Annotated in this window: 12 protein-coding genes; 3 read left to right on the forward strand and 9 right to left on the reverse strand. The window is 65.3% G+C overall.

What is annotated here, in order from left to right; all coding sequences use genetic code 11:
* Window positions 1-617 precede the first annotated feature (617 nt).
* The 9 genes from FIV34_RS16360 to FIV34_RS16400 all read right to left on the reverse strand — a co-directional run bounded on the left by FIV34_RS16360 (window position 618) and on the right by FIV34_RS16400 (window position 9,104).
* Window positions 618-2,345, reverse strand: a complete 1,728-nt coding sequence (locus FIV34_RS16360) for a type IV secretory system conjugative DNA transfer family protein (RefSeq protein ID WP_139984592.1) — start codon at window positions 2,343-2,345, stop codon at window positions 618-620.
* Window positions 2,346-2,513: 168 nt separating this feature from the next.
* Window positions 2,514-2,828 (reverse strand): non-heme iron oxygenase ferredoxin subunit, encoded by a 315-nt coding sequence (locus FIV34_RS16365; RefSeq protein ID WP_139984593.1) that lies wholly within the window; start codon window positions 2,826-2,828, stop codon window positions 2,514-2,516.
* Complete coding sequence (locus FIV34_RS16370; RefSeq protein WP_139984594.1) at window positions 2,825-3,358, reverse strand: GNAT family N-acetyltransferase; 534 nt, start codon at window positions 3,356-3,358, stop codon at window positions 2,825-2,827. The genes FIV34_RS16365 and FIV34_RS16370 overlap by 4 nt, the downstream gene beginning before the upstream one ends.
* Before the next feature lie 16 nt (window positions 3,359-3,374).
* Window positions 3,375-4,622, reverse strand: a complete 1,248-nt coding sequence (locus FIV34_RS16375) for an aminotransferase class V-fold PLP-dependent enzyme (protein ID WP_139984595.1) — start codon at window positions 4,620-4,622, stop codon at window positions 3,375-3,377.
* Window positions 4,623-4,637: 15 nt separating this feature from the next.
* Window positions 4,638-5,963 carry a Fe-S cluster assembly protein SufD gene (gene sufD, locus FIV34_RS16380; protein WP_139984596.1) on the reverse strand — a complete coding sequence of 442 codons (1,326 nt, stop codon included), beginning with the start codon at window positions 5,961-5,963 and terminating at the stop codon, window positions 4,638-4,640.
* The gene (sufC, locus tag FIV34_RS16385) at window positions 5,960-6,745 is read right to left on the reverse strand and encodes a Fe-S cluster assembly ATPase SufC (RefSeq protein ID WP_139986024.1); all 786 of its coding nucleotides are present in this window, start codon (window positions 6,743-6,745) and stop codon (window positions 5,960-5,962) included. The genes sufD and sufC overlap by 4 nt, the downstream gene beginning before the upstream one ends.
* A gap of 20 nt (window positions 6,746-6,765) precedes the next feature.
* Window positions 6,766-7,173, reverse strand: a complete 408-nt coding sequence (locus FIV34_RS16390) for an ACT domain-containing protein (protein WP_139984597.1) — start codon at window positions 7,171-7,173, stop codon at window positions 6,766-6,768.
* A gap of 3 nt (window positions 7,174-7,176) precedes the next feature.
* The gene (sufB, locus tag FIV34_RS16395; protein WP_139986027.1) at window positions 7,177-8,637 is read right to left on the reverse strand and encodes a Fe-S cluster assembly protein SufB; all 1,461 of its coding nucleotides are present in this window, start codon (window positions 8,635-8,637) and stop codon (window positions 7,177-7,179) included.
* Window positions 8,638-8,651: 14 nt separating this feature from the next.
* On the reverse strand, window positions 8,652-9,104 hold the full coding sequence (locus FIV34_RS16400; protein WP_139984598.1) for an SUF system Fe-S cluster assembly regulator: 453 nt from the start codon (window positions 9,102-9,104) through the stop codon (window positions 8,652-8,654).
* Between the two features lie 156 nt (window positions 9,105-9,260).
* On the opposite strand from FIV34_RS16400, the gene FIV34_RS16405 reads away from it, so the two are divergent.
* The 3 genes from FIV34_RS16405 (at window position 9,261) to FIV34_RS16415 (ending at window position 11,510) form a co-directional block, all read left to right on the forward strand.
* The gene (locus FIV34_RS16405) at window positions 9,261-9,680 is read left to right on the forward strand and encodes a cupin domain-containing protein (protein ID WP_139984599.1); all 420 of its coding nucleotides are present in this window, start codon (window positions 9,261-9,263) and stop codon (window positions 9,678-9,680) included.
* Between the two features lie 179 nt (window positions 9,681-9,859).
* Complete coding sequence (locus FIV34_RS16410; protein WP_139984600.1) at window positions 9,860-10,198, forward strand: P-II family nitrogen regulator; 339 nt, start codon at window positions 9,860-9,862, stop codon at window positions 10,196-10,198.
* Window positions 10,188-11,510, forward strand: a complete 1,323-nt coding sequence (locus FIV34_RS16415; RefSeq protein WP_139984601.1) for an ammonium transporter — start codon at window positions 10,188-10,190, stop codon at window positions 11,508-11,510. Before FIV34_RS16410 ends, FIV34_RS16415 begins: the two co-directional genes overlap by 11 nt.
* Window positions 11,511-11,596 lie beyond the last annotated feature (86 nt).

An 11,596-nucleotide genomic window follows, 5' to 3' on the forward strand; every position in this document is an offset into this window, starting at 1 on the left:
TTTAGTATTTCTTTTCGTAGGCAAGCAAGGCATCCACACGGTAATCGCTGTACTTATTCCCAGGCTCCCGCTCGTAGTTCAAATGTATGAACGTCTTGATGTAGACACGCACCGTCCTGTCGTCAACGACGATGAGGATCTCTGGTGACGGCTCTATCCGAAATATGTCGGACTCCGGTACCGAGTGAAAAAAAACTTGCCTCTTGAATATGGATGCGATGTCCACGGAAGCCCTAAGCGGCTGGCCGCCGGATGATCTCCACGTGATTTCCGCCGGCGCTGGAAAGTTCGAAATTCCAATCTGCCCACTCATCGAGGCCGACAGTAGGTCGTGACGCAGCGGAGGACTCTTCGTTCGATCATCTTCCCTCCGCTGTATCCGATTGGCGTAAGAAATCTTGCATCCAAACGTGCCCGCGCACGCCGTCGAAATCGAATGACTACTGAAATGCACGGCGTTGCGCGCCCCGTTTTCTGCTGGAACAGCCGAGCAGGACGCAAGAAGAAAGCACATCATCGTTGCGGGCAATTGGACTCTCGCCATTACGTAGAGACCAGAGATAGGCGGCGCAGAGCCACTGCCGAAAATACGTCACCACTAATACTTCGCTTTGAAGTCATCTCCTTTCCTCCATGTGAATTGAGCGAGCTTTCTTCTGCTCGCCGCGGGCATGTCTGATTGCAATCTTCGGCACCTCAACCTTCGGCAAAAGCCTCCGGGTGAAGTACCTGTCCTGGTAATAGCGAATCTTGTCCGCCATCACCGGGTGGGGGATGCCTTCGTAGAGGAAGACCTCCTTGTCCGGGCTCATGGCCTTGAGTTCCTGCGGCAGCATGAGCGCGCGGCGTTCGTCGCTGTGGCTGACGCTTACACCCTGGCCGCGCGTCACGTTTTTCTGGCGAACCGTGGTGTATCCGAGCATCTCGGAGTAGTCGTTGGCGTCGCGCTGTTCGCGCGGCGTGTAGACGATCTGCAGGGCGTGGTTGGTGACGAAGCTGCGCGCGGTGTCGGGGCCGTAGACCGCATCAAGTTGGGAGAGGCTCTGGATAATGGGCAGCAGGCGCAGGTTGTATCCGGCGATGAACGACACCGCGCTGGCGAGGATGTCGACGCGGCCCATGGCCGTGAACTCGTCCATCAGCAGCAGGCACTGGTGCCTGAGTGCCGTGTTCTGCGCGGGCAGTTCGCGCGTGTTGAGTTTCACCAGCTGGCTGAAGAACATGTTGATGATGATCCGGCTCTCGGCCAGCTTGTTGGGCTGGATGCCGATGTAGATGGTCATCTTCTTCTTGCGGACATCGGTGAGCAGGAAGTCGTTGCCGCTGGTCGCCGCATCAAGCACCGGGTTGAGGAACATGTTCAGCGGCTCGCGGAACGTCCCCATGATCGATGCGAAGGTGTCCTCGGCCTGGGACAGCAGGTTGGCGAACGCGTTCTGCGTGATCCCGGAAAGGAAAGGTTGGGCGGCGAGGCCTTGCAGGTACGCCTTCAGGTCATCACCGTCGCCCGTCGAGATGCGGAACACTTCGCCCAGGGTGGGCTCGCGGGACGACTGGAGTCGGCTACCGCCCGCCTGGGCGTCATCCCGCTCGAACAGGAACATCGTGAAGGCCACGAACGCATTGCGTGCCTGGCTCACCCAGAAGCCCTGCTCGCCCGCGCCGTCCGGGTATAGCGTCTCAGCGAGCGCCATGATGTCCGAGATACGGAAGACGCCATCCGACACGTAGTGCAGCGGGTTCCACCGCGCGGTGCGCAGGTCCTCGGCGAATGGGTTGAACAGGTAGACGTCCTGCCCCTGCGCTTTGCGCCAGCCGCTGGTGAGGTCGAAGTTCTCCTGCTTGATGTCGAGGACCACCACCGAGCCTTCGTAGCTCAGCAGGTTGGGCACGACGATGCCGACGCCCTTGCCGCTGCGCGTGGGCGCCGCAAGGATCGCGAACTGCTGGCCCGACATGTGGACAAGGCGGCGGCCACGACGGCCGATGACCAGCGCCGTGGGCGAACGCCTGAACATGCCCTGGCGCGCCAGGTCGCGATTCGACGCAAAGCGGGCGCTGCCGTGGAGGGTCTTTGCCGGCGCCCGGACGAGCAACCCCAGCGCCATGGCGCCTGCGAGCAGGGGCACGCCAGCGCCAAGCCCTCCTGCCAGCCAGATCCGCCAGGCGTAGGGCGCATACAGCGGATCGTGGATGTGCTGGTAGTAGGCCCACCACGCGCGCCACCACGGCAGCGGCATCTCGATCTGCAGCAGGACGCCCGTGAGGTACGCCGACAGCCACGGCGCCGACGTAATGACACCCAACGCGATGGCCCAACCGGCCAACCACTTCCCTGTACGCATGACACTCCATCCGGCGAGAACGAGCCGGAAGTTTTTGCCACGCATGGGGTGTGATTCAATAGGGTTATTCGCAACCCTATGTAGGACTTTGCCTTACGTGCGCAGGGCAATTGCCTGACACGCAGTGCCTGGCAACGACAGCCTCAGAGATGCCTCAAACCACCGCCTTCAGCGGTCGTCGCGCGTCCAGATGAAGCCATCGGCTTCGCGCACGGGAAAGACGGTGACCGGCTCATAGGCCGGCGGGCAGGTGACCTCGCCGGACCGCAGGTCGAATCGCGCGCCATGGCGCACGCATTCCACCTCGAAGCCCACGACGGGGCCACCGGCGAGTTCCCCACCATCATGGGTACAGACGTCTTCGATGGCATACAGCTGCCCATCGATGTTGTAGACGGCGATGGCGGTATCGCCGTCCCAGGCCACGCGGTACTCGCCCGGAAGCAACTCACCGCGCGTGCCGACCTTCACCCAGCCGTTCACGCGCCGAGTGCCTTGACCAGGTATTCGAAGCGCAGGTCGTCCCGCTGCGGCAGGCCGAAGCGCTCGTCGCCATAGGGGAACGGCTTGGTCCGGCCCGTCCGGCTATAGCCACGACGCTCGTACCAGGCGATCAGTTCGTCACGGATGTCGATCACCGTCATCTCAACGCGCTCGCACTGCCATTCCTCGCGGGCAATGCGCTCGACTTCCTCGATGACGAGGCGGCCGATGCCGGTGCCCTGGAACGGGGGATGGACCGAGAACATGCCGAAGTAGCAGACCGCGCCCTGGTGCTCGATGTAGCACGAGGCGGCCACCAGGCCATCCCGTTCGAACAGCACGAAACGGCCGTTCGGGCCGGTCAGCAGCTCTTCGATCTCGGTAATGTCGGTGCGGCGGCCATGCAGGAAGTCCGCCTCCGTGGTCCAGCCGGCGCGGCTGGCATCGCCACGGTAGGCGGATTCGACGAGCGAGGCGATGACGGCGGCATCGGCCTGGGTAGCGGCGCGGAAGGTATGTTTGGGCGTCATGGCCCGGATTGTAAGATCAAAGCAGCAGCTTGCGGACCCTGCCGACGGCCTCGATGAATGCGTCGATTTCGGCCTTCGTGTTGTAGAACGCCAGGGAGGCACGGAGGGTGGCCGGGACGCCAAAGCACTGCATCAGCGGGTGGGCGCAGTGGTGGCCGGAGCGCACGGCCACGCCCTGCAGGTCGAGCAGGGTCGCCATGTCGTTGGCATGAGCGCCTTCGAGCAGGAAGGACACCACCGGCTCCTTCTCCCGGGCCGTTCCGAAGATCCGCACGCCCGGCAGGCTCTCGATGCCCTGGGTCAGGTAGGCCAGCAGGTCCTGCTCGTGGGCCTTGACGCGGTCGGCGCCCAGCCCTTCAAGGTAGTCGATGGCCGCCGACATGCCCGCGAAGCCGGCGATGTTCGGCGTACCGGCCTCGAAGCGATGCGGCGGATCGGCGAACACAGTGCCTTCGAAGCGCACCTCGCGGATCATCTCGCCACCGCCGAAGAACGGCGGCATGGCCATCAGGTGCTCGCGCTTCGCCCACAGGGCGCCGGTGCCCGTGGGCGCGAGCATCTTGTGGCCGGTGATGGCGTAGAAGTCGCAGCCCAGGGCCTGCACGTCCACCTTGCGATGCGGCGCGGCCTGCGAGCCGTCGACCAGCAGCGGGATCCCGCGCTTGCGGCACTCACGGGCAATCTCGCGCACCGGGTTTACCGTGCCGAGGACGTTGGAGACGTGGGTGACACAAGCGAGCTTCACCTCGGGGGTGAGCAGCTTGAAGTATTCCTCGAGGATCAGCTCACCGTTCGCATCGATCGGTGCCGCCTTGACGGTGGCGCCGGTGCGCTCGGCCACGAGCTGCCACGGCACGATGTTGGCGTGGTGCTCCATCATCGTGGTGACGATGGCGTCGCCCTGCTTCAGGCGCGGCAGCGCGTAGCTATAGGCCACCATGTTGATGGCCTGGGTGGTGCCCGAGGTAAGGATCACTTCGTCGCGCGACGGCGCGTTGATGAAGCGGGCCAGTGCATCGCGCGCGCCTTCATAGGCCGCCGTCGCCTCTTCGCCCAGCGTATGCACCGCGCGGGCCACGTTCGCATTGTGCTCGCGATAGTGGCGGTCCACCGCCTCGATCACCGACGCCGGCTTCTGGCTGGTGTTGGCGCTGTCGAAGTAGATCAGCGGCTTGCCGTGCACCGTGCGCGACAGCAACGGGAAGTCGGCGCGGATGCGTTCGACGTCGAGCGGAAGGGGGGCGGTCTCGGCCCTGGCGTTCATGGCTTGGCTCCGGACTTAGTCGGTGGTCACGCTGGTCGGCAGGTGTGCCACCAGCAGGTCACCCAGGTGTTCGCGCAGGGCTTCGTTCGGCAGCGATTCGAGCGCGGCGCGGCAGAAGGCCAGGGTGAGCAGGTTGCGTGCTTCCACCAGCGGGATGCCACGCGAGCGCAGGTAGAACAGCGAGCGTTCGTCGAGCTGGCCGATGGTCGCGCCGTGCGCGGCCTTCACTTCGTCAGCGTAGATTTCCAGTTCCGGCTTGGTGTCGATCTCGGCCGAGGCGGACAGCAGCAGGTTTTTGTTGCTCAGCGAGGCGTCGGTGCCGTCGGCACCCTCGGCCACGACGATGGCGCCGCGGAAGACGCCACGCGAACGGCCGTCGGCGATACCGCGCCACAGCGCTTCGGACGCCGTGTCGCGTGCCTTGTGCTGCACTTCCAGCTGGGTGTCTACGTGCTGGCGGCCGGCCAGCGCGAACACGCCGCGGGTATTGAAGCGCGCCCGGTCGCCGACGACGTCGGCGGTGAGCTCATGGCGCACGAGGGCGCCGCCCAGCTCCACCGCATGGACGGTGACGTTGGCTTCGGTATCCAGGCGAACGTGGCCGCGGCGGATCAGCGTCGTGCCGGACGAGGCATCCTGGAGGATGACCACACCGAGCGTGGACGCGTCGCGGGCCACGTAATCGGCGACCACGGTGCCGAGCTGCGGCGCATCGCCGCCGGCGACGAAGTGCTCGACGACATCCAGCGTCGCGCCCTTCCCTACTTCCACCAGGACGCGGACATGCCACGCCGTGTCCGGCTGGATGCCGCTGGTGACATGGACGATATGAAGCGGCTTTGCCACCTGCACGCCATCGGCCACGCGCAGCACCACGCCTTCGCTGGCGAGCGCGGCGTTCAGATGGGCGAAGGCATCAGCGGCGCCGCGGCGGTAGCGGTTGGCCAGCGCGAAGCGCAGCGGCTCCGGCTCGCTGGCCAGCGCGGCACTGAGCGGCGCGAGCGTTACCCCATGGCCGGCGTCGGGCACGGAGAGATCCGCGCGATACACGCCATCGACGAGGACCACGCGCGGACCATCGACACCCGGCAGCGCGAACAGCGACGCCGGAACGTCGGCGCCGGCGGCGGTGGCCGTGTCGGCCAGGGCAAGCGCACGCTGGGAAAGAGCGCGCAGCGGGGTGTATTTCCACGCCTCGTTGCGACCTTCCGGAAGGCCGGTGGCAGCGAAGGCATCGAGGTTCTCACCGCGCGCGGCGTCAAGCCACGCGATGCCCGAGGCGGGTACGCCCGAGGCGGCATCCAGTGCCGCCCGCACGAACGGGGACGGCGCGGTGGTCATGCCGGCACTCCGGCCAGGTCGGCCTTGCGCAGGTGCGGGTGCTTGTCGGCCAGCCAGGCATAGCCTTCGGCTTCGAGCTTGAGCGCCAGCGACTTGTCGCCGCTCTCCACGATGCGGCCACCGGCCAGCACGTGCACGAAGTCCGGCTCGATGTAGTCGAGCAGGCGCTGGTAATGGGTAACGACGATGAAGGAACGATCCGGCGAACGCAGGGCATTCACGCCTTCGGCCACCTGCTTCAGCGCATCGATGTCGAGGCCCGAATCGGTTTCGTCGAGGATGGCGAGTTTCGGCTCGAGCACGGCCATCTGGAAAATTTCGTTGCGCTTCTTCTCGCCGCCCGAGAAGCCTTCGTTGACGGCGCGATGCAGCAGCTCGTCGGAGATCTGCATGATCTTCAGCTTTTCGCGCACCAGCTTGAGGAAGCGCATGGAATCGAGCTCTTCCTCGCCACGGAACTTCCGCTGCGCGTTGAGCGCGGCACGCAGGAAGTAGGTGTTGTTCACGCCGGGGATTTCCACCGGGTACTGGAAGGCGAGGAACAGGCCCACCGCGGCGCGCTCTTCCGGCTCCAGCGAGAACAGGTCGCGGCCGTCGAAGGTGACGCTGCCTTCGGTGACTTCGTAGCCGTCACGCCCGGAGAGGACGTTGCCGAGCGTGGATTTGCCGGCACCGTTGGGACCCATGATGGCGTGCACTTCGCCCGGATTAACCGTCAGCGAGAGGACTTTCAGGATCTCCTTGCCTTCGACGCGGGCGTGGAGGTTTTCGACTTTGAGCATGTGCATGGCGGTGCTGTCCATCAAGGTGTCAGGTGCGAGAGCGCATCGAGTGCTTCGTCGCGTCGGTCCCACGGCACGAACAGGTGATCGTGCAGGAACGCGGATACGGGGTTGCAGGGAATGCCGCGCTTCGCGAGCGCGGCGGAAACGGCAGCCATCAGGCCCACCGCGGTGAGGCTGGACTGCACGCGAAGCGTGATCCGTGCCCACAGCATGCGGTCACCGCTGGCATCGTCTTCGTTCACATCGACGATCAGGGTGGTGCCTTCGGCTTCACGGAACATCATCAGCGCGTCGAGCATGCGCTCGCGGGCGCGCTCGTGCGAGACGTGGATGAAGCGCTTCGGCACCGGGTCCAGGTCCGGATCCAGCGCAGCCAGCAAGGCGCGCAGGTCGGCCAGGCCCGGAGCGGAACCAACGATACCCACGGCTTAGCCCACCGCCCCTTCGAGCGAGACTTCCAGCAGCTTCTTGGCTTCCACGGCGAACTCCATGGGCAGCTCGCGGAACACCTGCTTGCAGAAGCCGTCCACGATCATCGACACGGCGTCTTCTTCGCCGATGCCGCGCGAGAGGCAGTAGAACAGCTGGTCATCGGAAATCTTCGAGGTGGTGGCCTCGTGCTCGACGATAGCGCCCGGGTTCTTCACTTCCATGTACGGGAAGGTGTGCGCGCCGCACTTCTTGCCGATCAGCAGCGAATCGCACTGGGTGTAGTTGCGCGCGCCGTCGGCACCCTTCTCGATCTTCACCAGGCCACGGTAGCTGTTCGAGCTGCGGCCGGCGCTGATGCCCTTGGCCACGATCTTCGACTTGGTACCCATGCCGATGTGGATCATCTTGGTGCCGGTGTCGGCCTGCTGGCGATGGTGCGTGAGCGCCACCGAATAAAACTCGCCCACCGAGTGGTCCCCGCGCAGCACGCAGCTGGGGTACTTCCAGGTGATCGCCGAGCCGGTTTCCACCTGCGTCCAGCTGATCTTCGAGGAGACGCCGCGGCAATCGCCACGCTTGGTCACGAAGTTGTAGATGCCGCCGACGCCGTTCTCGTCGCCCGGGTACCAGTTCTGCACGGTGGAGTACTTGATCTGTGCGCGGTCGAGCGCCACCAGTTCAACCACCGCGGCGTGCAGCTGATTCTCGTCGCGCATCGGCGCGGTGCAGCCTTCCAGGTACGACACGTAGCTGTCGTCCTCGGCCACGATCAGCGTGCGCTCGAACTGCCCGGTGTTGATCGCGTTGATGCGGAAGTAGGTGGACAGCTCCATCGGGCAACGCACGCCCTTGGGGATGAACACGAAGCTGCCGTCCGAGAACACCGCCGAATTCAGCGCGGCGAAGTAGTTGTCGCCCACCGGCACCACGCTGCCGAGGTACGCGCGCACCAGGTCGCCGTGCTCGCGGATGGCCTCGGACATAGAGCAGAAGATGACGCCGGCCTCGGCCAGCTCCTTGCGGAACGTGGTGCCGACGGAGACGGAGTCGAACACCGCGTCCACGGCAACGCCCGCGAGTTTCGCGCGCTCGTGCAGGGGCACGCCGAGCTTCTCGTAGGTTTCGAGCAGCTTGGGATCCACTTCGTCCAGCGACTTCGGACCCGCCTTGGGCGCCGAGTAATAGCTGAGCGCCTGGTAGTCGATGGGCGCGATGTCGAGCTTGGCCCAGTCCGGCTCCGGCATGGTCAGCCAATGACGATAGGCGGCCAGGCGCCACTCGGTCATCCACTCCGGCTCAGCCTTGATGGCCGACAGCTGGCGGACGATGTCCTCGCTGAGGCCCGGCGGGAGGCTGGTGGATTCGATGTCGGTGACGAAGCCGGCTTCGTAGCGGCGGTTGAGCGCCTCCACGACTTCAGCGTTGTCGCGCACGGGGTCTGCCACGTCGCGTGTCATGTTTTCGCTCTCGTTCATGCGTTTGCCTGCGCGGGGTTAGCCGCGCCTGAAGCCGGCGCCGAGGGGCGCGCGGCGAGCATCTGTGCCAGGGTCATCCCGCGCAGCACGCCATCGATGGCCCCGGAAACGGACCGCCAGCTGCCGCTGACGCCGCACTGGGACTGCCGCTCGCAATGGCCCTGGGCAATGCTGCATTCGGTCAGGCCGATGGGGCCCTCCAGCGCTTCGACGATGTCCGCGAGGCTGATGGCCTCGGCGGGACGGGCCAGGCGATAACCGCCATTGACGCCACGAAACGACTCCACCAGGCCAGCGTGGCCCAGCAGCTTCAACAGCTTGCTCACCGTGGGAAGTTCCAGGCGCGCCTCATCGGCGATCTGGGCGGTGCTCAGAACGTCGGCGGGGTGCGTGGCGATGACGGTCATCACCACGGTGGCGTAGTCGGTGAGTCGGCTGACGCGAAGCATCGGCGGGAGGGGGACTTGGGAAACCGGACCAAAATGGTACTGTTTCGAGGCCGATTTTGCAATTCCAGCGCTTGGTATAGCGAAAGCGCCGATTCCTGGTGCTGTAGGCTGGTCCAACAACGGCGCATGCTGGCATCTCCTTTCTGGAGCCACGCCATGAACCTTCGCCTCAGTGCCCTGCTCGCCCTCGCCCTGCCCCTGGCCTGCGCGGCCATGCCGCCTTCCGCACCCCACGCTCCCGGTGAAACCGTGAGCGTGAACTTCTCCCGCGACCTGCCGAACGTACCCGGCAAGAAGCTCACGGCAGTCGAAGTGGTGTATCCGCCGGGCGCGGCCTCGGCAGCCCATCGCCATGCCGGATCCGCCTTCATCTATGCCTACGTCGTGTCGGGCAGCATCGTCAGCGAGGTCGACGGCGGCGGCGAGCGCACCTACAAGGCCGGTGAGAGCTTCTATGAGAACCCGGGCTCGCACCACCAGGTCAGCCGCAATGGCAGCGCGACCGAGCCGGCGAAGCTGCTGGCCGTCTTCATCGTGGACGCCGCCGATGCGCACCTGACCTCGCCGGACAAGTGAGGATGCGGAAAAGGCACCATGATGGACGGCAGCTCGCTCCATTGTGGTGCAATCTGCCGGGCGTCCTGTTGACCGCGTGACCGCCAGGCCCTTGTGCCGCATGGCCTTCGGACGCCTCGATGCCCGTGGCACGCATCGTGCCTTATCCCCCTATCCAACCAGATGGGGACGCACGGCACATGAAGTGGATCAACGCGATCATTAAGCCGTTCACGCTGGACGATGTCCGCGAAGCCCTGGCCGAGGTAGGCGTCCAGGGGATGACCGTCACCGAGGTGAAAGGCTTCGGCCGCCAGCACGGCCACACCGAGCTGTATCGCGGGGCGGAATACGTGGTGGATTTCCTGCCCAAGCTGAAGATCGAGATCGCGGTCACCGACGAGCAACTGGAGCGGGCGATCGAAGCGATCAGCACCGCGGCACGCACCGGGAAGATCGGCGACGGCAAGATCTTCGTGATCGACCTGGAACAGGCCATCCGTATCCGCACGCAGGAGGTGGACGGCGATGCGCTCTAAGCCGCTCCGTGCCTTCGCGGCCCTCGTGGCCGCCTCGCCTGCCCTCGCCTTCGCGCAAGCCGCACCGGCCAAACTCGACAGTGGCGACACCGCCTGGATGCTCACCGCGACCATGCTGGTGCTGCTGATGACGATTCCCGGCCTGGCACTGTTCTACGGCGGCATGGTCCGGGCGAAGAACCTGCTCTCGGTCCTCATGCAGTGTTTCGCCATCACCGCACTGGTGACCATCCTGTGGGTGGTCTTCGGCTACTCCATGGCCTTCGATACGCAGGGCATGGCTGCCGGTACCACCGGGTGGCATTCGTTCGTCGGTGGCTTCGGCCACGCGATGCTGGCGGGCCTCACCCCGGGCAGCCTCTACAACACCGTCCCCGAAGCCGTGTTCGTGATGTTCCAGATGACCTTCGCGATCATCACGCCTGCGCTCATCGTCGGCGCCATCGCCGAGCGCATGAAGTTTTCAGCGCTGCTGGTCTTCACCGCGCTGTGGTTCACCGTCGTGTACCTGCCGATGGCGCACATGGTGTGGGGCGGCCCTGGTTCGTTCCTCGGCGACCTGGGCGTGCTCGACTTCGCGGGCGGCACCGTCGTCCACATCAACGCGGGCATCGCGGGCCTTGTCGGCTGCCTGGTCATCGGCAAGCGCCGCGGGTATCCCAACACCCCGATGCCCCCGCACAACCTCGGCTACACCCTGGTCGGCGCGAGCATGCTCTGGCTGGGCTGGTTCGGCTTCAATGCCGGCTCGGCGGTCGCCGCCAACGGCAGTGCGGGCATGGCCATGCTGGTGACGCAGATCGCGACCGCCGCGGCCGCCATCGGCTGGACGGCCGTGGAGTGGCTGACCCACCGCCGGCCGAGCGTGCTGGGCATCGCGTCGGGCGCGGTCGCCGGCCTGGTGGCCATCACGCCAGCCGCGGGCACGTGTGGACCGGGCGGCGCGCTGGTGATCGGCCTCGCCGCCGGCATCGTGTGCTTCTTCTGCGCCACGCGCCTGAAGCGCAAGCTCGGCTACGACGACTCACTGGACGTGTTCGGCGTGCACGCCGTGGCCGGCATTCTTGGTGCGCTGCTTACCGGCCCGTTCGCCGCACCGATGCTCGGTGGCTTCGGCACGGTGACGGATCTTGGCCTGCAGTTGTGGATCCAGTTCAAGGGCGTGGGCTTCACCGTCGTATATAGCGCGGTGCTCAGCTACGCCATCTTCAAGGGCATCGCCGTGACCATGGGCCTGCGCGTGGATGAAGAGCAGGAACAGGTGGGCCTGGATCTCGCGCTGCACGAGGAGCGCGGCTACAACCTTTCTTGAGGTTGATCACATCGTGACGGACAAAGAGCCCGACCCAGGTCGGGCTCTTTGTTTTTGGCTTGCGAATTTCTTCATGCCGCAGCGAG

This window comes from Luteibacter pinisoli, from assembly GCF_006385595.1.
GTDB classification, from domain to species: Bacteria; Pseudomonadota; Gammaproteobacteria; order Xanthomonadales; family Rhodanobacteraceae; genus Luteibacter; species Luteibacter pinisoli.